This is a genomic window from Acidisoma sp. S159 (assembly GCF_009766125.1).
Taxonomy (GTDB): domain Bacteria; phylum Pseudomonadota; class Alphaproteobacteria; order Acetobacterales; family Acetobacteraceae; genus Acidisoma.
Genome location: NZ_LMUG01000104.1, coordinates 59,998 through 80,665, shown reverse-complemented (window position 1 = coordinate 80,665; position 20,668 = coordinate 59,998). Strand labels below are relative to the sequence as shown.

General features: G+C 61.5%; 20 protein-coding genes. 3 read left to right on the top strand and 17 right to left on the bottom strand.

Annotated features, from left to right (window positions below; translation table 11 throughout):
* Positions 1 to 256 precede the first annotated feature (256 nt).
* The 15 genes from GSQ92_RS29555 to GSQ92_RS29485 all read right to left on the bottom strand — a co-directional run bounded on the left by GSQ92_RS29555 (position 257) and on the right by GSQ92_RS29485 (position 17,686).
* Positions 257 to 1,708 carry an NADH-quinone oxidoreductase subunit N gene (locus GSQ92_RS29555; protein ID WP_158803304.1) on the bottom strand — a complete coding sequence of 484 codons (1,452 nt, stop codon included), beginning with the start codon at positions 1,706 to 1,708 and terminating at the stop codon, positions 257 to 259.
* Positions 1,705 to 3,213 carry an NADH-quinone oxidoreductase subunit M gene (gene nuoM / locus GSQ92_RS29550; protein WP_159014899.1) on the bottom strand — a complete coding sequence of 503 codons (1,509 nt, stop codon included), beginning with the start codon at positions 3,211 to 3,213 and terminating at the stop codon, positions 1,705 to 1,707. Before nuoM ends, GSQ92_RS29555 begins: the two co-directional genes overlap by 4 nt.
* Positions 3,210 to 5,066: an NADH-quinone oxidoreductase subunit L gene (nuoL, locus tag GSQ92_RS29545; RefSeq protein ID WP_158803302.1), complete on the bottom strand. Its 1,857-nt coding sequence runs from the start codon at positions 5,064 to 5,066 to the stop codon at positions 3,210 to 3,212. The genes nuoM and nuoL overlap by 4 nt, the downstream gene beginning before the upstream one ends.
* A gap of 3 nt (positions 5,067 to 5,069) precedes the next feature.
* On the bottom strand, positions 5,070 to 5,378 hold the full coding sequence (nuoK, locus tag GSQ92_RS29540; protein WP_158803301.1) for an NADH-quinone oxidoreductase subunit NuoK: 309 nt from the start codon (positions 5,376 to 5,378) through the stop codon (positions 5,070 to 5,072).
* Positions 5,379 to 5,382: 4 nt separating this feature from the next.
* Positions 5,383 to 5,883: an NADH-quinone oxidoreductase subunit J gene (gene nuoJ / locus GSQ92_RS29535; RefSeq protein WP_158803300.1), complete on the bottom strand. Its 501-nt coding sequence runs from the start codon at positions 5,881 to 5,883 to the stop codon at positions 5,383 to 5,385.
* Between the two features lie 31 nt (positions 5,884 to 5,914).
* Positions 5,915 to 6,427, bottom strand: a complete 513-nt coding sequence (gene nuoI / locus GSQ92_RS29530; RefSeq protein WP_158803299.1) for an NADH-quinone oxidoreductase subunit NuoI — start codon at positions 6,425 to 6,427, stop codon at positions 5,915 to 5,917.
* A gap of 11 nt (positions 6,428 to 6,438) precedes the next feature.
* A complete protein-coding gene (gene nuoH, locus GSQ92_RS29525) occupies positions 6,439 to 7,413 on the bottom strand; it encodes an NADH-quinone oxidoreductase subunit NuoH (RefSeq protein WP_158803298.1) in 975 nt (324 codons plus the stop codon).
* Entirely contained in the window at positions 7,410 to 10,118 is a 2,709-nt protein-coding gene (nuoG, locus tag GSQ92_RS29520; RefSeq protein WP_159014898.1) for an NADH-quinone oxidoreductase subunit NuoG, read from the bottom strand. The genes nuoH and nuoG overlap by 4 nt, the downstream gene beginning before the upstream one ends.
* Positions 10,115 to 11,407 (bottom strand): NADH-quinone oxidoreductase subunit F, encoded by a 1,293-nt coding sequence (locus GSQ92_RS29515; protein ID WP_158803296.1) that lies wholly within the window; start codon positions 11,405 to 11,407, stop codon positions 10,115 to 10,117. The genes nuoG and GSQ92_RS29515 overlap by 4 nt, the downstream gene beginning before the upstream one ends.
* A 5-nt stretch (positions 11,408 to 11,412) precedes the next feature.
* The gene (nuoE, locus tag GSQ92_RS29510; protein WP_158803295.1) at positions 11,413 to 11,910 is read right to left on the bottom strand and encodes an NADH-quinone oxidoreductase subunit NuoE; all 498 of its coding nucleotides are present in this window, start codon (positions 11,908 to 11,910) and stop codon (positions 11,413 to 11,415) included.
* Positions 11,897 to 13,675, bottom strand: a complete 1,779-nt coding sequence (gene nuoC / locus GSQ92_RS29505; RefSeq protein WP_158803294.1) for an NADH-quinone oxidoreductase subunit C/D — start codon at positions 13,673 to 13,675, stop codon at positions 11,897 to 11,899. Before nuoC ends, nuoE begins: the two co-directional genes overlap by 14 nt.
* A gap of 11 nt (positions 13,676 to 13,686) precedes the next feature.
* Positions 13,687 to 14,379, bottom strand: a complete 693-nt coding sequence (locus GSQ92_RS29500) for an NADH-quinone oxidoreductase subunit B (RefSeq protein ID WP_158803293.1) — start codon at positions 14,377 to 14,379, stop codon at positions 13,687 to 13,689.
* 3 nt (positions 14,380 to 14,382) lie between these two features.
* Positions 14,383 to 14,781 (bottom strand): NADH-quinone oxidoreductase subunit A, encoded by a 399-nt coding sequence (locus GSQ92_RS29495; RefSeq protein WP_158803292.1) that lies wholly within the window; start codon positions 14,779 to 14,781, stop codon positions 14,383 to 14,385.
* Between the two features lie 468 nt (positions 14,782 to 15,249).
* Positions 15,250 to 16,296 carry an acyltransferase gene (locus tag GSQ92_RS29490; RefSeq protein WP_159014897.1) on the bottom strand — a complete coding sequence of 349 codons (1,047 nt, stop codon included), beginning with the start codon at positions 16,294 to 16,296 and terminating at the stop codon, positions 15,250 to 15,252.
* A gap of 628 nt (positions 16,297 to 16,924) precedes the next feature.
* Complete coding sequence (locus GSQ92_RS29485; protein WP_159014896.1) at positions 16,925 to 17,686, bottom strand: hypothetical protein; 762 nt, start codon at positions 17,684 to 17,686, stop codon at positions 16,925 to 16,927.
* Positions 17,687 to 18,080: 394 nt separating this feature from the next.
* Here GSQ92_RS29485 and GSQ92_RS29480 point away from each other — a divergent pair, with 394 nt between their 5' ends.
* The 3 genes from GSQ92_RS29480 (at position 18,081) to GSQ92_RS29470 (ending at position 19,777) form a co-directional block, all read left to right on the top strand.
* Positions 18,081 to 18,308, top strand: a complete 228-nt coding sequence (locus GSQ92_RS29480; protein WP_158801494.1) for a cysteine rich repeat-containing protein — start codon at positions 18,081 to 18,083, stop codon at positions 18,306 to 18,308.
* Between the two features lie 471 nt (positions 18,309 to 18,779).
* Entirely contained in the window at positions 18,780 to 19,364 is a 585-nt protein-coding gene (locus GSQ92_RS32085; RefSeq protein ID WP_371417947.1) for a glycine zipper family protein, read from the top strand.
* 260 nt (positions 19,365 to 19,624) lie between these two features.
* Positions 19,625 to 19,777, top strand: coding sequence for a hypothetical protein (locus tag GSQ92_RS29470; RefSeq protein WP_158801493.1), 153 nt, complete (start codon positions 19,625 to 19,627; stop codon positions 19,775 to 19,777).
* A gap of 34 nt (positions 19,778 to 19,811) precedes the next feature.
* On the opposite strand, the gene GSQ92_RS29465 is transcribed toward GSQ92_RS29470, so the two are convergent.
* The gene (locus tag GSQ92_RS29465; RefSeq protein ID WP_216849902.1) at positions 19,812 to 20,264 is read right to left on the bottom strand and encodes an SRPBCC family protein; all 453 of its coding nucleotides are present in this window, start codon (positions 20,262 to 20,264) and stop codon (positions 19,812 to 19,814) included.
* Between the two features lie 16 nt (positions 20,265 to 20,280).
* Entirely contained in the window at positions 20,281 to 20,631 is a 351-nt protein-coding gene (locus tag GSQ92_RS29460; RefSeq protein ID WP_216857039.1) for a helix-turn-helix transcriptional regulator, read from the bottom strand.
* Between the last annotated feature and the right edge of the window lie 37 nt (positions 20,632 to 20,668).

The window sequence follows — 20,668 nt, the reverse complement described above, 5'->3', positions numbered from 1 at the left end:
CGTTTCCTGCCGGACGCGATCAAATACCAGTTCGTGTCTCCCTCCGGCACAGACAGTTCTGGCAACCTTTTTAGAGTGATCGATCCTGCAGATAAGTGCACAACATCAATCCACTCGGCTATGCACCGGCGGCCACCCAAACGGTTTCGCCATCATACGCTTTCTGTCGCCCCTAATCTAGCACAGCAATGTTGCAGAGGACGCTCGAGTTATGCGGAATGCACTGCGGTAGATACGCCGAACCCCCAGATGAGCCTTACCCGGAAGTAAAGCCGACGGTCATCCGGATTAGCGCGATCGCCGGCGCTGGATAGGCGCCTAGCACGACCAGTAGCACCAGGAGCGCCGCGATCAGAGCATTGCCATAAAACGGCGTGGCCTTGTGAGGGGCGTCCGCACGCTCGGCCGGCACTGGCATCGCCATCGCAACCAGCACGCGCAAGTAATAATAGAGCCCGATCACGCTGCCGACCACGAGGGCCGTCACCGGCCAGAACAATCCGGCCCCGACGCCCGAAACCATGAGATAGAACTTGCCGATGAAGCCCATCGTCGGCGGTATTCCCGCCAGCGAGAGCAGCATCAGGGCTAGGCTGCTCGCCAGGAAAGGGCGGGTGCGGAAGAGGCCGCGATAGTCCTCGATCTGGTCGGCATCCCGCCCGGCCCCCGGCGCGCTGAGCAGGCCGACGATGCCGAAGGCGCCCAAAGTCATGACCGCGTAGGCGGCGAGGTAGTAGGCGGCCGCCTCCTGCCCCAAAGATCCCGTTGCAAGAAAGGCGACCAGGAGATAGCCGAGATGGGCGATTGATGAATAGGCGAGCAGGCGCTTCACGTTGTTCTGCAGCAACGCGAGCAGGTTGCCCCCGAGCATGGAGAGGATCGCGATCGCGGCAAGGCCGGTGCGCAGCGAGGTGTCGGCATGGCCTTCAGCGAGAACGAAATATCGCAGGATCACCGCGAACACCGCGATCTTCGAAACCACCGCGACGAAGGCGGTGACCGGCGCCGGCGCCCCCTCATAGATATCGGGCGTCCACATGTGGAACGGCACGAGCGAGAGTTTGAAGGCGACCCCGGTCAGAATCATGGCGACGCCGATCACACGATAGCGATCGAGCGGGTCTCCCGCATGGATCAGCGCGCCGATCCGCGCGAAAGACATGGTGCCAAGATCGGCATAGATCAGCGCCATGCCGAACAGGAGGAAGGCGGAAGAGGCGCCGCCGAGTATGAGATATTTGGTGCCCGCTTCGGCCGCTTCCCCGCGCGGGCTCGCATAAGCGATCAGGCCGAGTAGTGAGATGCTGAGCGTCTCTAGACCGAGGAAGAACGAGGCGAAATGGACGCTTTCCGGCAGCAAGGCGGCGCCGAGCGTCGCAGTCAGCAGCAGCAAATAGTATTCCTCGCGAGGCCCCTGCGTCCATCCGTCGAGATAGATGTAGGAGAGGATGGCAACGATCACCGCCGAACCGAGCACCAGCCCGGAATAGAAGAGAGCCGTGCCATCGACGACGAAAAGCGGCGTTACCGCCGTGGGTGACGCTGGTGCCGCGAGCGGCAGTGCGATGCAGCAGAGCAACAGGCCGACGATGGTCGACAAGGCTATGAAACGATGGTCGCGGCGAACCGCTATCAGCAGCATCACCACGATCGTCACCGTGCCGAGCAGGGTGAAGGGCGCGAAGGCCGCGAAAGCCGCCGCGCTCATTGTGACCCCTGCGCGGCTGCGCCCACAGACGGGGCGCCGTTGTGCTGCAGTACCGCCAGCCCCGGCGCCACTTGGTCGAAGATCGGCTGCGGATAGAGACCGAGCCCGATGATCGCGATCACCAGCACCGCCATCACCGCCAGATGCGGAGCAGTGAGATCGATCGGCTTCGCCGCGTCGGGGTGCGGTGACGCCTTGCCATGAAAGGCCCGCTGTACCAGGAGCAGTGCGTATGCCGCTCCCGCGACCAGGCCCCCGGCCGCAATCACCGTAAGCGGCACACTGACGCGGAAACTTCCGAGCAGAATGAGGAACTCGCCGATGAAGTTGCCAAGCCCGGGCAGCCCAAGCGAGGCAATCGCGAAGACCATGCCGAAGGCCGACAACCGTGGGACCGCGCCCCACAGCCCGCCCATGAGCCGCATGTCGCGGGTGTGGATACGCTCCTGCAGGGCACCAACCAGGATGAAGAGCGCGCCAGTGCTGATACCGTGCGCCAGCATTTGCACCACCACTCCCTGAAGCGCGAGTGTGTTCCAGGCGAAGACGCCGAGCAGCACGAAGCCCATGTGGCTCACGCTGCTATAAGCGACCAGCCGTTTCATGTCGTTCTGTCCAAAGGCCATCAGCGCGGCGTAGAGAATTCCGATCACCCCAAGCGCCATGGCGACCGGCGCGAAGGCATGGGCGGCATCGGGGAATAACGGCACTACGAAGCGGATGAGACCGTAGGCTCCGGTTTTCAGCAGGATGCCGGCGAGTAACACGGAGCCCGCGGTCGGCGCCTCGGTATGGGCATCGGGCAGCCAGGTGTGAAACGGCACCGCCGGCAGCTTGACCGCAAAGGCGATGAAAAAGCCGAGCATCAGCCAAAACGCGGTGGAGGGGCTCATCTTCGTGCCGAGCAGCGCCAGATAGTCGAAGGTGAGGTGTCCGGTCGCGTGCTGGTGAACGAAGACGAGCACCAGGATCGCGACCAGCATGATGAGGCCGCTGCCCTGGGTGAAGATGAAGAACTTGATCGCGGCATAAAAGCGGCGCTCGTGGCCCCACAGCGCGATCAGGAAATACATCGGCACCAGCATCAGTTCCCAGAAGAAGAAGAAGAGGAACAGATCCAGGGCGAGGAACACGCCGATCACGCCTGTCGTTGCCCAGAGCAAGTTGGCGTGAAAAAGGCCAACCCGATCGGTGATCTCGGTCCAGGAGATCACCACCGAGACGAAGCCGAGCGCGATCGCGAGCAAGATGAGGACCAGGCTCAGACCGTCGAGACCAAGCTCGAAGGAGATGCCCAGCTGAGGAATCCACGGTAAGTCGAGACTCGCGATCCATGAAGTGTGACCGGAAGCCACGGCGGGGCCGATGAGGGTCAGCGCGAGGATGAAGTCAATCGCGAGCACGAAAAGCGCGATCCAGCGCGGCCAATCGGGATGGCGCGCGCCCGCGATCCAGGCAAGAACGCCGCCGGCCGTCGGCACCAGGAGAAGCCAGAGCAGAATCATCGCAACACCGCGATAGCGATCAGGCAAATCGAGCCGATGGCAAGACCGGCGGTGTACCAGCGGACGCGTCCATTCTGGGTCCGCCGCACCTCCTGATGGGCCACCCGCGTCGCCCAGACAATGCTGTCATAGACCCTGTCGACGACGTCATTACGACCGACCCGAGCCGCCCACAGCACGGGCCGGACCAGCAAGCGATCGTAGAGCCAGTCGAAGCCACCGGCGGCATGCCAGAAACGCCAGAGTGGCGTCTCGGCCGGCGCGCGCGTAGGGCGCCAATAGAGCACCGCGGCAAGCGCGATGCCGAGAAGGGCGACGAGGCTTGCAAGCAGCAGCGGCGTCAGGTTGGTGACCTCCCGGGTTGCCGGCAACACCGGGGCGAGCAGATTCGAGAGCAGCGTGACATGCCCGAAGACGGGCGGCAGCTCGATCAGCCCACCCACCACCGAGAGCACAGAAAGCACAGTGAGTGTCACGATGACGCGCCAGCCATAGGTTCCGCTGACATGGGTGTGCTCCTCGCCGAAAAAGACGATGAAGACTGCGCGAAAGATATAGAGGCCGGTGATGAAAGCGCCGAATATGCCAGCGACCCACAGCACGCGCCCGCTGGTTCCGTCCGCCCAGGCACCAGATAGAATTGCCTCCTTGCTGTAGAAACCGGCCGTGACCAGCGGCAAGGCGGCAAGCGCGGCACTGCCAATAAGGAAACTCCAGAAGGCGGCGGGCAGGCGCCGCGCGAGGCCACCCATCTTGAAGATATTCTGCTCGTGATGAATTCGCATCGTGATGGCGCCCGCGGATAGGAAGAGCAGCGCCTTGAAAAAGGCGTGGGTCATCAAGTGAAACAGCGCAGCGCTCCACGCGCCGACACCAAGGGCCAGGAACATGTAGCCGATCTGGCTCATCGTCGAGTAAGCGAGGATGCGCTTGATGTCATTCTGGGCGAGCGCGCTGAAGCCGGCGAGCAACAATGTCGCCCCGCCCACCACGCCGACCGCGAGCTGCGCCGACGGAGCGATCAGAAACAACGCGTGGGTGCGGGCGATAAGATACACGCCAGCGGTCACCATAGTCGCGGCATGGATCAGCGCGCTCACTGGTGTCGGGCCGGCCATCGCATCGGGCAGCCAGGTCTGCAGCGGCAGCTGCGCCGATTTGCCGACCGCACCGCCGAGGAGGAGGAACGCGGCTACCGTTGCGACAGGGGAACCTACTTGCCAGGTCTGCGACGCATTCTTCATCGCGCCCGCGATGTCGAGCGTGCCGAGGCGGCTCGCGATCAGCAGCAGGCCGATCAGGAGCGCGGTATCGCCGATGCGGGTCACGATGAAGGCCTTGCGCGCGGCTAGGCCGTTGGCGGGGTCGCGCCACCAGAAGCCGATCAGCAGATAGGAGCCAAGCCCGACGCCTTCCCAGCCGGCGTAAAGCGCGAGGAAATCATCCGCCAGCACCAGCAGAAGCATGGCGGCGACGAATAAATTGAGATGGGCGAAGAACCGGCCATAGCCTTCCTCGCCTTCCATGAACTCGGTCGCGAATAAATGGATGAAGAAACCGACGCCTGTGATGACCAGCATCATCACCAGAGAAAGTGCATCGAGGCGCAGGCCGATCTCCGCCGAGAACCCGCCGACATCAAGCCAACGCCACAGGGTTTGCTCATAAACCGTGCCCGCTGGCGCATAGAGCAGGAAACCGGCGGCGATCGTGAAGGCAATGATGGCTGCAAGCCCGACCGAGAGCGCGCCGATCATGGCCTCCACACGGGTGGAAAGCCGCCCGGCGCCGAGCATGAGAATCGCTGAACCGAGCAGCGGAAGCGTGGGAACCAGCCAGAGGAGTTCGCGCATCGCCTACCCCCTCAGACGATCGCCGGCATCGGCATCAAGGGTGGTGATCCGCCGGTGCATCAACAGGATCAGGGCAAGGCCGACCGAAACCTCGGTCGCGGCGAAGGTGAGCACGAGGATGAACATGATCTGGCCATCCGGCGACGCCCAGCGCGCGCCGGCAACGATGAAAGCAATGCCGGCCGCGTTCAGCATGACCTCCAGCGACATCAACATGAACAGGAGGTTGCGCCTGACCAGAACGCCGGCGAGGCCCAGCGCGAACAGGATCGCGGCGAGCAGCAAACCCTGATCGAGCGGAGCCGTCGCCACCGCGCTAGTCTCCCCTCGTTACAGAGCGGCCAAGATGGAACGCGGCGACCAGGCCGGCCAGCAGAAGGAAGGAGGCGATCTCGACCGCGAGCATATAGGGGCCGACCAGCGCGATGCCGACCGCTTGGGCACCGACCACCGAGCCTGCGGGACGAGCAAGGCCGCCAGTCACGGCGAGCGAGCCGAGTTCAATCGCGAGCAGCAGGGCAAGAACAGAGGGGCCGATCCAAGCCGATGGTTTCAGCATGGTGCTTTCGAAGGCCGCCGCGGCTTCCCCGATATTCAGCATCATGATCACGAACACGAACAGAACCATGATCGCGCCAGCATAGATGATGACCTCGAGCGCGGCGGCGAAGGGTGCGCCGAGGACGAAGAACACCAGCGCGGCCGCGAGCAGGGAAACAGTGAGGTAGAGAAGCGCGTGCACCGCCGAAGGGCGTGTGATCATCATCAGGGTTGCGAGCACCGCGACGATCGCCGAGATCTCGAAGGTGGCGTTCATGACCTGACGTGCCTCCCCTGCGGTCTCTCGTTCACGGCATCAAGCTGCGAGTGTCGATCGGCTTCCGCTCGTGCTCAGCCTCGCCCTTGTCCTTACCCGGAATCGCAAGGCCGGCGACGCGATAGAAGTTGTAGTCCGGATATTTTCCGGTGCCGCTGATAAGCAGATCTTCCTTCTCGTAGACGAGATTCTGCCGGTCATATTCGCTCATCTCGAAGTCGGGCGTGAGCTGGATCGCGTAGGTCGGGCAAGCCTCTTCGCAAAAGCCGCAGAAGATGCAGCGGGAGAAGTTGATGCTGAAGAACTCCGGGTACCAGCGCCCATCTTCCTCGGTCTTCTGCAGGCTGATGCAGTCGACGGGACAAGCGACCGCGCAGAGATAACAGGAAACGCAACGTTCCTCGCCGTCGGGATCACGCGTGAGCACGATCCGGCCGCGCGTGCGCGGCGCGAGATAGGGCATCTCCTCGGGATAGGAGACCGTAACATTGCGATGGAACAGGTGCAGGAAAGTATACCAGAGTGTACGGACCGAACTCAGCACCACTTCCTCCTCTATGACGGCGCTGGTCCGGCAAGCATGAGCGCGCCGGTAACCAGGATGTTGAGCAGCGTAAGCGGCAGCAGCAGCTTCCAGCCGAAGGACATGAGCTGATCGTAGCGCGGACGCGGCAAGGCGGCGCGCAGCAGGATGAAGAAGGCGATGAGGAGGCCGGTCTTGATGCCGAACCAAAGGAACGGCGGTAGGATCGGCCCGTACCAGCCGCCCAGGAACAACACCGTCGTCATCGCGGAGACCAGCATGATGCCGATATATTCGCCGATGAAGAACATGCCGAATTTCATGCCCGAATACTCGGTATGGAATCCGGCACCAAGTTCGCTTTCGCCTTCGGGGAGATCAAACGGTAGCCGATGCGTTTCGGCAATGCCGCCCAGGAAGAAGATGATGAAACCTACGAACTGTGGCACCACATACCACAGATGCCGCTGGCTATGGACGATATCGGTGAGGTTGAACGACCCGGCGAGCATCACCACACCGACCAGCGCGAGGCCCATGAACACCTCGTAGCTCACCATCTGCGCCGCGGCGCGCACACCTCCCAGAAGAGAGAACTTGTTGTTCGACGCCCAGCCCGCGAGCACGACCGAATAGACACCGAGCCCACCCATGGCGAGGAAGTAGAGCAGCCCGACATTGAGGTTGCCAATGATGCCAATTACAGGTGTGGCTGGAATCACGGCCAATGCAAGCATGACCGTGACCATCGAGATTGCCGGCGCAAGAACGAAAACACCGGGATCGGCGAAGGGGGGAATCCAATCCTGCTTGAACAGGAGTTTGATGCCATCGGCGACAGCCTGCAGTATACCGAAGGGCCCGGCCCGGTTCGGCCCATAACGGTCCTGCAAGAAGCCAAGCAGCCGTCGTTCAACCCAAGTAAGCAAAGCCGCCATCGCCAACGCGAAGGCAAGGCCAAGCACGATATTTAGCAGGCCCCCAATGATTGTGTGGGGATGGCTCATGCAGCACCCCGCTCGGCTTTGGTGATGCGGATCCAGGCCGGCAGCGCGTGGGCCTTCGCCGATAGACCTGCGATCCCCGCCATGCCACGTGGCAGCTCGGGATGAATCTCGAGCGCCAGGCTTTGGCGCCCACCGTCGATCTCACACTCGAGCACTTCGCCAGAGACGGCGCCCATGAGCGTCGCATCCTCGCCATTGAGTACAAGCGCCGGTGGCGCCATACGCTCGCGGACCGGTTTCGCGCGCGCGCTCTGTTCGTCATCGCCGAACACTCGGGGCAACACGACTGCGAACCACATCCCTTCGCGTCGAGCAAAGGTCTCGGGTACGCCGGTATAGTAGGGAAGCGCCGCTTCCGCGCGCGCCTCCAACAGGCGCACTCCGGGATCGCCTCCCTCAAGCGCGCCGCCGATCTCGGCCTGGAATTTGTTGACCGACTGCACCGAGTTCCAGCTCGGCGCCCAGAAGAACGGTACCAATGCTGGGGGCACTTTGCCGTGGAAGCCTTCCATGGTGGCGCTGAATGGCGAATCCGCGCTCACCGGCGGCTTCGGCTCCCGAACGTTGCGGACCGCGTTCATCGCTGTGCGGCCGGAGAATCGGTGTGGCTCGCTGGCAATCCGGCGACCCGTGATGCGGAACTCTTCGGACGGCGCAGCGCGGGGAATCGCCGCGAAACGGGGCAAGGCGCCGGCCAGAGCGGCGACGATATCGTCCTCCGTGCTCCAGCCTTCGCAGGTAGTGCGATCGGCCGCGCGGCCGGCATCGCGGAGCCAGCGCCAGGCCTCGCTTATGTCGTTCTCGGCGAAGATCGGCTGGTAGAAGCGCTGCGCTCGCCCCTCGCTGCTCACCAGCGTACCACCAGACTCGGCGAAACTCGCGGCCGGCAGGACGAGTTCGGCGCGATGCGAGGTCGGGCCCTCACTATGATCGAGCACCACCAGGTGCGCGGAGCCCAGCGCAGCCTCGATCGCCGGCCTCGCCGCGCGCCGGTAGAGATCGTTCTCGAGCACGATCACCAGCGCGGCCGGCTCACCAAGCGCCGCCTCGAAGCCAGCCTGCCCATCCGCCATCAGCGCAAGCCCAAGGCTGTTGCATTCGGGAACGTTCAGCATCAGCGAAACAGACTTGCCACGCGCGCGAAGCGCAGCGGCGATGTTGGCGGCGGCTCGGATCACGTTCTCGTCGCCGGTCTCGACGCCGGAGACAATCAACGGACGTTCGGCCGCAAGAAGCGCCGCCGCACACACGCGTGCATGCGCCACAAGGTTGTCGGACAGATTGGCAACCGCGGGCGCCGCGGGATCGATGACGGCGGCGATTGCGAAACCCAGCCGTGCGATATCAGCAGGCGCGGCGCGCAAAGTGGCTTGCGCGACATCGTCGAGCCGCGTCGCCGTCGGTGTCGCGATAAATAGCGGGCTGCGCACCCCGCCCGCGAAGGTGCGAACCGCGGCATCCTGCCACTGCGGAATCTTCACTGTGGCGGCATGCGCGAATCCGGCTCCACGCACCGCCTGGCGCAGCGCGAGAGCCGCGCGCGGCGCCGCATCGGGCAAGTCCGAGCCAAGCACCAAGGCGGCATCCGCTCGCTCCACTTCGCGGAGCGACGGCACGTGCACCGCACCGCAGCCCAGAATCTCGGCGACAAGACGCAGCAAGCGATCTTCGCCTGCGCCGACTCCAGGAAAGAAATTCTCCGCTCCGACGAGGGCGCGCAGCGCGTAGTTGGATTCTAGCGACGCGCGCGGCGAGCCGATACCAACGGCTCGGCCACCGGCGCGAAGCAACGCGGAGAAGCGCGCGATTGCGTCGTTGCGACTAATCGGCGCCTGTCGCCCATCCGCTCCACGCGCAAGCGGCGTTCGGATTCGGTCCGGCGCATTGACGAAGCCATACCCGAAGCGGCCACGGTCGCAGAGAAAATAGCCGTTCACCTCTCCGTTGTAGCGATTGACGATGCGCCGCAACTCACCCGCTCGCTCGTTCGCCGTAGTATTGCAGCCGAGCCCACAGTGCGAGCAAATCGAGGGGGCGCCGCGCATATCCCATTTGCGCGCATAACGCGCCGAGAAGGGCTTATCGGTGAAGACCCCGGTCGGACAGACTTCGACCAGATTGCCGCTGAACTCACTTTCCAAGGTACCGTCGGCATGGCGGCCAAAATACACGTGATCATGGGCTGCGAACACATCGAGATCGCGGCCGCCGGCATAGTCGCCATAGAAGCGCACGCAGCGATAACAGGCGATGCAGCGGTTCATCTCGTGCTTGATGAACGGCCCGAGATCCTGGTTGCGATGCGTGCGCTTGGTAAAGCGGTACCGCCGGTACGCGTGCCCGGTCATCATCGTCATGTCTTGCAGATGACACTCGCCACCTTCCTCGCAGACCGGACAATCATGCGGATGGTTGACCATCAGCCACTCGATCACACTAGCACGGAACGACGACGCCTCCGGATCGGCAAGTGAGTACCGCGCGCCCTCGGCGATTGGCGTCATGCAAGCCATTACCAGCTGCCCGGTCTTATCCGCCTCGTTCGCGTATTGCTTGACCGCGCATTGACGGCAGGCGCCGACCGAGCCGAGCGCCGGATGCCAGCAGAAATACGGAAGATCGAGCCCCGCACCGAGGCAGGCCTGGAGCAGGTTCTCATCCGGCTTTGCGGTATATGCTTTGCCATCGACCAGGAACGTCGTCATGCCCAGCTCTCCGCCGTGTCGTGCCAGGGGCAACGTTTCTCGCTGATATGCTGCTCGAACTCCGCGCGGAAATGCTTGAGCCCGCTGCCGAGGGGCGCCATCGCCCCTGGTGCGAGATCGCAGAAGGTGAAGTCCGGGCCGAGGAAGGTGACGTGGCGGGAGAGTGTTTCGATATCCTCGGGCTCACCCTCGCCAGCCTCGATCGCAGTGAGAATCCGCTCAACCCAGGGCAGGCCGTCGCGGCAGGGTGTGCACCAGCCACAGGACTCCTGGGCGAAGAAATGCTCGAGGTTGCGCAGCAGGCCGATCGGGCAGCGCCGATGGTCCAGCGCCATGATATTGCCAGTGCCGAGCGAACTGCCGACCTTCTGAACGGATGTGAAGTCCATCGCGACGTCGAAGCTGTCGCTCATGACAAAGGCGGTGGAAGCACCCCCTGGCAGCACCGCCCGGCACTCGTAGCCGTCTTGCATCCCGCCCGCATGCTCCTCGAGAATTTCATTGAGCGGGGTGCCGAGCGGGAGCTCCCACAGACCCGGCCGCTTCACCCGTCCGCTGAAGCCATAGAGCTTGCTGCCGCCGTCGTCGCAGCGGCTGAGGCCGAGGAACCAATCGGCCCCACGCTCGATGATGTGCGGAACATTGCACATCGTCTCGACGTTGTTGACCACGCTCGGCTTCCCCCACAGCCCGCTCAGCGCGGAGCGGGGCGGCCTGGCGCGCGGCAGCGGGCGGCGACCCTCGAGCGCCGTGAGCATGGCACTCGACTCACCACAGATATAGCGCCCGCCACTCGCATGCACATGGACGGAGACCGCGAAGCCGGAGCCCAGGACATTGGCGCCGAGGTAGCCGCGAGCTTCGGCCTCCACGACCGCACGGTTGAGCCGATCAATCGCGAGCACGTATTCGGCGCGCACGAAGATATAGACGATCTCCGCCTGGATCGCGAAGGCGCCGATGATCACCGACTCGATCATCTGGTGCGGAGTTTGTTCGAGCAGGAGCCGGTCCTTGAAGCTGCCGGGCTCCATCTCGTCGGCATTGACGACGAGATAGCGCTGCCGTGGCGCATCCGCACCTTGCGGCACCGCCTCCCACTTGCGCCCGGTCGAAAATCCGCCGCCGCCGCGACCACGCAGTCTCGAGCGTTTGACCTCCGCGGTGATCGCTTCCGGCGCCATGGTGAGCGCTTTGCGCAACGCCTGATAGCCGCCGGCACGCTCATAACCGGCCACATCGAGCGGCTTGCCGTCAGGCTGGATCAAGGCGGTGAGCGGCTTTTCCATCACTCTCACCGATACCGATCGAGAATTGCATCCAACCGCTCGGCGTCGAGATCGCCGTGCTGGTCCTCGTCCACCATCATCGCCGGCGCGTGGTCGCAATGGCCGAGGCAAACGATTGGCAGCAGCGTGAAACGGCCATCGGCTGTTGTCTCGCCCGGGTTGATGCCCAGGCGTTCGCGGATTTGCGCGCGCGCAGCCCTTTCGCCCATCACCCAGCACGCCACGCTGTCGCACAACAGGATGACGTGGCGGCCGACCGGACGCCGAAAGATCAGATTATAGAAGGTCGCGACGCCATCGAGTTCGGCCGGTGTCATTTCCAACAGCGCCGCAACCTCGGCGAGGTGCGGATCGGAGACATAACCGAAGCGCTTTTGCACAACTTTCAGCGCGTCGAGGCCCGCCGCGCGCTTATATTCGGCGTGCTGCGCGACGGCCGCGATCTGCTGCCGCAGCGCCTCCTCAAGCGGGGCTTCCGACAGATCTTGTTCAGCGGTCGACATCGGCCATCACGAAATCGATGCTGCCGAGGATCGCGATCAGGTCAGCGACGTAGGCGCCGCGACTGATCAGCGGGATCATTTGCAGGTGAGGAAAAGAGGGCGTGCGAATACGGGTGCGGTATGAGACGCTATCGCCGTCAGCCGTGAGATAGTAGCCGTTGATCCCCTTGGTCGCCTCGATGCTGACCATCGCCTCCCCCGGCGGCAACACCGGCCCCCAGCTCGCGTTGAGAAAATGGGTAATCAGGGTTTCGATGTCGTGCATCATCCGCTCCCTGAGCGGCGGAGTCGCGAGTTTGTGCTCCGACCGGTAAGGACCCGCCGGCATATTGTCGAGGCATTGCCGGATGATGCGCAGGCTTTGGCGCATCTCCTCGATATGGACGACCACGCGATCGTAGCAGTCGCCATTGTTGCAGGTGGGGATTTCGAAGTCGAGCTGGTCATATCCGGAATAGGGGCGCTGCTTGCGGTAGTCCCACTCTAGGCCGCAGGCGCGCAAGGCAGGGCCAGTGACTCCCCAATCATACGCCTCCTCCAGCGTGTAAGCACCGACGCCGATCGTGCGCGCCTTGAAGATGCGGTTGCGCATGACGAGCTTGTCGTATTCGTCGAGGCGCTTCGGTTGATAGTCCAGGTAGTCACGGATCATCTTGTCCCAGCCCTGGGGCAGATCGGCGGCCACGCCGCCGATCCGGAACCATGCCGGATGCATCCGGAACCCGCAGATCGCCTCGATAATCTGGAAAACCCGCTCGCGGTCCGCGAACATATAGAAGACCGGCGAAAGCTGGCCGAGATCCTGAGACATGGTTCCGTAGAAAACGAGATGGCTCGCCATCCGAAATAGCTCGGCGAGCATGATCCGTATCATCTGCGCCCGTGGGGGCACCGTGATGCCGGCAAGCTTCTCGACCGCCATCACATAGGGGAAGTTGTTCATCACCCCGCCGAGATAGTCGATGCGGTCGGTGTAGGGGATATAGGTGTGCCAGGTCTGGCGCTCGCCCATCTTCTCCGCGCCGCGATGATGGAATCCAATCTCCGGCACCGCGTCGATAATCTCCTCGCCTTCGAGCTGAAGGATGATGCGGAACACCCCGTGCACGCTCGGATGGTTGGGTCCGAGGTTGAGGAACATGAAGTCGGCGGTCTCGCTGTGCCGCTTCATGCCCCACTCCTCGGGACGAAACCGCAACGCCTCCTGCTCCGCGAGTTCGCGCTCTTCTGTTAGCACGTAGGGACCCATCTCGGTCGCCCGCGCGACATGGTCCTTGCGGAGCGGGTGGCCAATCCAGGTCGGCGGCGTCAGGATGCGACGCAGATTCGGATGGCCTGCGAAGCGGACGCCGAACAAGTCCCACACCTCGCGCTCGTACCAATCCGCGTTGGGCCAGATATCGGCAGCGGTCGGCACCTCGAGCGCGTCTTCCTTGAGTGGCACCTTGATGCGGATATCGTCGTTCCGCTCGAAAGAGATGAGGTGATAGACCACGGTGAAATCGGAGGGCGGCAGCCCCTCACGATGGACCCGCATCCGCTCGTCGACCGCGGTCAGATCGTAGAGGACGCGAAAGGGCCGCTCGGCGCCGCTCCGCAGATGTTTGAGCACGTCATGTGCCGTGTGCCGATCGATCCAAAAGGTCGGTATCTGATCGATCGTCCTCTGCGCGGTGATCGCGATTGGCCCGAATCGCCGGTTGAGGTCGCGCAGGATATGCTGCTCGGCTTCCGTAACGGGGATGCTGTCAGCTTCGGTCAGCATCCCGGCATTCCCTACACGTGGTCCGGCGTGGGGAGATCTGTTGCGGCCCGGCGTTCCTCGCGCTTGAGGTCGCGGAAGCTCGGCCGGTCGACCTTCTCGATGCCCTGCGGCCCGACCATCCAGCTCAACGGCCGGCGATCGGTGCCGATCGAGCGCTGCAGCAGCATCAACCCTTCGAGAAGCGCATCCGGGCGCGGCGGGCAGCCTGGTACATAGACGTCCACGGGCAGGAAACTGTCCGCGCCCTGGACCACGGCGTAGATATCATACATTCCGCCCGAATTGGCGCAGGCGCCCATCGAGATCACCCAGCGCGGCTCCAGCATCTGGTCGTAGAGCCACTTGATGACCGGCGCCATTTTCACGAACACCGTGCCGGAAATGACGATCAGGTCAGCCTCGCGCGGGGTGGCCCGCAACACCTCTGAACCGAATCGCGCGATGTCGAACTTGCTCGTGAAGGCCGTCGCCATCTCGACATAGCAGCAAGAGAGCCCGAAGTTGAACGGCCAGACCGAGTATTTCTGGCCCCAGGCAACCATGTCCTCGAGCTTGGTGAGAGCCATGTTGCGGCGCACAGCGTCGGTGAAAGTTCCCCCTTCGGCCGGCGACTCGATCTGTTTGCCGGCCGGGGTGCCGCGCAGATGGGGAGCAGTGGTCGAGACCAGACGCCCAGATGTTGCCTTCGTGATCGAGAAGCGCATGCGTCAACCGGGCCTTTGTTTGGGGAGCAATCGCGGACGCGGCCCCCAGTCGAGCGCGCCGGCTCGCCAAAGATAGGCGAGCGCTGCGAGCAGGGTGACAATGAAAATCAGCATGACGACGTAACCAGTCCATCCCGCAGCCCGCACCGCGGTGGCCCAGGCGTAGAGGAATGCGGCTTCGAGATCGAAGATGACGAAAAACATCGCGACTAGGTAGAACTGGATCGGCAGCCGGAATCGCGCGTAGCCGACCGAAACGATCCCAGACTCAAACGGCTGCCGGGTTGCATGCTTCAGGTGACGCTGGCCGAGAAAATAGGACACACCTATCATCCCCGCGACCAAACCGATCACGGCAACGGCGTAGACCAGCAAAACCCAATAACGGGCCGTATCCTCCATGGTCCGTGTCCATCTCGGCAGGTTATCTTGGAAACCAACGAGCGCGGCCGAAACCGCAAGACGACTAAACCTTCGTTGAGTATATGTGACCCTATTGTGTGAGCGCCTGTCAAGCGAGGCGGCGGCGGCGACGCGTCAATCGGCTCGGTCAGGGTCCGCGCCTCCGTCAGGCCCACGAACCCGCGCGTCGCGGCGTTCGTCCGCCTGGAGCGGAATGTCGCTCTCACAGGCGTGAGCGACAGCAACACATGTACGATTCCATTTGGCTGGAACATGCCGGGCTATTGTAACCGTGCCGTCTATGAAAAGTAGAACTGGCGCTATTCTGAAACATTTTCGAAACGATTTCGTCCGTCGTGTCTTTCAGCTATCCTCGACGCCGGCGGTTCCAGCAATTCGGCGCACAGCCACGAAGCCATCCCCGGACGGGCGCTGTCCGCAGGCAGCAGCTTCACAAGCTTATCAGATTTACGCACCCACCCGCAGTTCCTCCCTGCGACCGAAACGCGCGCTGGAGAGCCAGCGCCTGACGCGAGTCTCGATGAGCTGCGCGATCAACCAGGAGACAATGACAAGGGCGACAACCGTGAGGCCATAGGCAACCAACTTGTCGTATTTTCGCCAGCCATCGGTCCAGTTTTTGAGGATGTAGATGCACGGCATGTGAATGACGTACAGGGGATAGCTCAGCGCGCCCAGAGCTCTTGCGATGCGGGCCCGAAAGCCCTGCAACTCCCAGCCAGCTATGGCCGCGATGCTGATCGGGAAGAGTAGCACAACCATGACCGGGTCGTAGACATTGTGGATGTTTGCAGGGATCGGCAGAACCAGAACCAAAGCCACAATAATAGCGACCAATGGTCCGCCGCTTCGCAGACCTCCGGGGAAGCGCCGGTGGACTAGAACTCCAGCAAAAAACGAAAATAAACTTCTGGGCAAACCGTAGACGAAGTGGTCGGTATTCCAGCCGACATGCAGATTTCCATGGAACATCGCCACGCCAACGAGACTCATCCCTGAAAGAAAGAGGATGGCGATAACGGCTCGGCTCGTGAGATACCTAAAGAAGGTCACAAAAACCAGGTTCACGAGAAGCTCGAAGAAGAGCGACCAGGCCGGTAGGTTGAGGGGGAAGATCGGTGGATTGTCGGTGAGCGGAACCGGTAAAGGAAGAAACACCAGGGCCGAACCGAGGGAGACAAAGAGCTTGGTGGACGAGAATGGCGACCAGGTGATGAGATAGGCCGTCACGCCCAAGGCAAGACCGACGAGATAGGCGGGATAAAGTCGGATGAGGCGCAGGCGCATGAAATCGAGCGGCTGCATTCCATCGCCCAGACGCGTGCTGTAGGCCGCTGATAGGACGAAGCCACTCAAGGCAAAGAACAGATCGACGCTCAAGTAAGCGCTAGAAAATGGTAGTTTTGGGTTGGTGAAGGCAATGATGTGAAAGGCAACGACTCCAATTGCAGCAAAGCCGCGTAGGCCATCAAGCGCAAGATAATGTTGTCTCATATACAAATCCCGTGAATAGAGCCTCTTCGGCCGGGCGAATTGTTAAAACAACATGGCCGAAAGATACCCTACTGACGATCTAGCCTCGGAATATTGCAGATCGAACGGGGAGACTGTTCGGCCTTGCAATTAGACCACCAGGGTTCGAAATCATTACTCAATGCTTTTGGGCCTGGTTCAATATACCGCTTGTGGTTTCCAATGAGGGTTTTCCGTCTTCTGAATCGCTCTCGCGTACCGCTAACGCGCTGGGATGATGAACCACTTTGGGTGGCCATCATCCTTTCTCCCCTGGTCCGGCCGTCAATATTATTGGCTAGCGACTGGACGGCGTGGCCCCGCTTCCGGTCGCCGCACACTTCATTGACCTGCGGGCGCCAGCCGAGCGACTAACGGCTGCTCATATACTTTGCGAGAGCCTCTATCACGCGAACGACCGCCTCTGGCTGAGAGATGAAAACAGCGACCCATCCGTGTATTGCGACAACGAGGCTGAAAGGCATCTGGTCAGCAGCTAGAAATCCATCAAGCTCTACGTCTCGGGGCCGGTAGCAGCGAGCCCGCGCTACACTGCTTCGGGCAAGACCGCGTGCCTTAAGCTCCGCACCGGGACGTCACGATAGAGGTGCTAGCTCCGGACCGCTCGCACTGCCTCAGACAGAGTTTCCGACGAGACATGAAACATCCCAGAAAACGGGGCCCTAGCATCAAGGATCAGAAAGATGGCGCTGGCGACCGCGGTCGCGCTCAGCAACAGACCAACAAACGCGGTGACGTGGCGGGGCATGAACAGGCCGTAGGTGCCAAACAGAATTGAGAGCCAAAACACCAAGACGACTTCGCCTGCTTCCGACACCACGGTATGGCCCTGCTCCGCGATTGTCCACCGGGCTACAACGATCAGCGTCGAGACTACCAGCGCCTGTGATTGCTCCCAACGTTGTGCATCGTCTTGGGGCTCTAATTTCAAAATCTCGTCCTGGACCCGCCCCAAAATCGCTGCGGTTTGAGAATTCGATGGATTAGGCTCCCTCCCCGCGCTCCGCGGAAAGAGGTCTTCCTGCTTCTCCACGGCATAATGTATCAGGTCGGCTCTCGCATTGTTGGCCGCCGGTCCAAACCGCCGGAGCAAGTCGTCGGTTCGAACGATATCGGAGGAGAGCAGCGCCAGGTCGTTTATCATCCCCACGCGTGCTGTATTGGCGTTGCTGATGGCAAGTCCGAGCACGAGGGCGGTGAGCGTCGCTACCACAGCAATCGTCGCAGTGAAATGCGAGTGAGTGCCGTCAGTCAGATGACTCTTAGGAAGCAGACGGCTTAAGACTGTACCGAGAAGGCCGGCGGCTAAAATCACGCTCAGGACGAGCAGGCTCTCGGTAATTGGGGTCATTTCAACCTAATAGGGCTAATTGAGCGTGATGTTCGCGGTCGGCTCCGACGACACGCCTAACGTCATCCATCAAGCCAATCGCAAACCCTTGAGTAAGTCTCAGAAACACCGCCCTCAGATTGCTAGGTCGCAAATCTATCCTAGAAACAACACTGGTGATACTCTCCCGCGCAAGGAAATTGATCAGGGACGAGATCGACCGGACGTGGCGCTGCGGCGGAGGCATTGTAGAGGCAACCCATCCGCGCCGCGACACGTTTTGCCGAGAGGAACTAGCGGGGCGAATACATTCCAAGTGATATAGGGACGATATTTGCTCTCAGAAATCCATAGCGCGGTCGCGTCTGATGCCCTACCGTGTCTTTCCAAATTATATGGTTTAGGAACAGCGGCAATGAAAGCTATCTTTCTGGCCCTGCTGCTTACTGCTGGCCCTCTATCCTCGGCCGCGATGGCGCAGACGGTGATGCAGGCTTGCGGGCCCGACGTCCAGCGTCTCTGCGGCAAAGTCGAGCCGGGCAACAATCGAATCAAGAAATGCATGAAAAAGCATATGCGCGAAGTCTCGCCCACCTGCCTGCAAGCGCTGTTAAACGCCAAGGAAAGCGAGATGTCTCAATAAGTTGGAAGACTGTTGCCGCGAAATGATCTGCGACTCAAAGTCAACTTCCGGAGGTGGCACGAAAAGCGTCGCCTCGCGGAATTCGAAATGTACCCCACTCATAAAGCCCGCTTGTTGCGGCGGGTGATCTCAGCTGCCGGCGATCCTTTAGATGGAGCCAGGACATGAATCGCCTAATCGTTTTTGTCTGCCTGCTGCTTGCTACCGCACCAGCGGCATTCGCGTCGTGCGGTCAGACTGCCAATTTTGCCGGTTGTAGCGGCACGAACGGAACGGCGACATATAATAAAAACTCCGGGGCGGGCCACTCCTACAATAGGAACACGGGCCAATATCATTCGTCGCAAAGTGGCAGTTATTATCATCCCCCGCAGGGCGGCTACTATCATCGGGTTGCACCAGGTACGAGCGCGACTGGCTGGCGCGGCAATAGCGCGACCAAGGCCTTCCAGCAAGGATGCGCCTACGTGAATGGTCATCGGGAATGCCGTTGATCAAAGACGCGGTTCGGGCCAACTCATCATGCTGATACAGATTTCTAAACTTTCGGCTTGGTGTCTGGCACGAAGGCATGAGCTTGTTGTGGACTGGAACGGCGATATGAGCAGGCGAAAAAGCCTTGGCTGGCACTTGATTGGGCTAATGCTTCTTGGAGCTGTCGCCACGGCGACGCCTTGCCAAGCGCAAGGTCTTGTCATCTATCCAGCCAAGGGCCAAAGCCCCGCGCAGCAGGATCAAGATCGCTATGCATGCCATAGATGGGCTGTGCAGCAGAGTGGATACGATCCGTCTCTCGCCGCGCCCCAGCCAGCACCCTACGGTGCCACACCCATGCGAGGAGCGGTGCGCGGTGCCGCCGTGGGTGCCGTTGGAGGAGCGATCGGCGGAAATGCCGGCAAGGGAGCGGCAATCGGGGCCGCCTCCGGCGCTCTGATAGGCGGGATACGTCGGCGGGATCAAAACAGGCAACAGCAGTCATCGGCGTCTCAGCAGCGTTCCCTCTACAATCGGGCGCTTGGGACCTGTATGCAAGGACGCGGATACACCGTTGGATGAGACACTTTATGGGAGCTTTATCGTTCTTCGCTGCACTCGGTATGGCGAGCAGCAATGCTGAGGCGGCATCCCCTGCGACAGACGACTCGACCCTCATCTGCGCAATAGTGGATTTAGCCTCCTGCGTTCCGGGGGAGGGTTGCCGACGTGAGACTTCCGAGTCGATCAACGCCCCGCAACTTCTCACGATTGATCGCAAAAACCATACCATTTCTGCTCGCAGGCCTGATGGGGCGTCCCTGTCAACGAACATCGACCGCATGACTCGGGATCAGGGGCTTGCTGTGCTCGACGGCGTGCAGAATGGTTTGAGCTGGACCATCACAGTCGCGGATCAGGACGGTGCTTTTAGTCTGGCGGCAATTGGCAATGGTCAAGCCTATACGGCGTTTGGGAGTTGCGAGCCTAAGTAAGAGATACGTCAAGGGCGCAGCCCCCCGTTCCTTGCTACTCTTCCTCAGAGTGAGCGCTCTCGACGGGATACGGCTCTTGCATAACGGCGTAGCCGGTCTCCAGCAGGGACTTCAGGTTGGAGATGATTTTCGGCCAGCCGCCGGACACCGCTTCGATCAATTTTGAGGATTCGCGCTCGATGGTGTGGGTGATAGAGAGCTTGACCGCCGTGCCAATCGGCTCCAGTTCCATCGTGCATTGCGAGTAGCCCTCGGCCTTGAGTTCGGGCTTGTTCTGGTGCTGCCAGTGGATGACCAGGCGCCGTGGCGGATCGGCTTCGACGACCTCGCCGGCGTCGAAGATCTGGCCGTCAGCGGATACCAGCTTCCATGAGGCTCCCGCTGTCCATTGGCTTTCGCAGCGCATGCCGAACCAGTATTGCTTCATGAACTCCACGTCAGTCAGCGCTGACCAAAGCTTCTCCGGCGTGGTGCGGATATAGGTCACATAGACAAAGGTCGATCTACTCATCGGCTTTCTCCAGGCTTTGTTTCAAATCCGAGAGCGCCTTCAGGCGCGGTTTTTCGAATTTGGCAATCCAGCGCTCATAGATCTCCTGTAGAGGCACTGGATTCAGGAAATGCAGCTTCTCGCGGCCGCGGCGCAGGGTGGCGACCAGATTAGCTGCCTCCAGCACACCCAGATGCTGCGTCACGCCCTGCCGCGTCATATCGAGATGCTCGCACAAGTCGTTGAGCGTTTGACCGTCATTTGCATGCAACACGTCCAGGAGCTTACGCCGGCCGGGATCGGTAAGGGCTTTGAACAGCAAGTCGGTATGGTCTCGGCGCTCAGCCATCGGCAGCTTATGCAAGTGATTACCTGCATATAGATAGGCAAGCATCGACTTG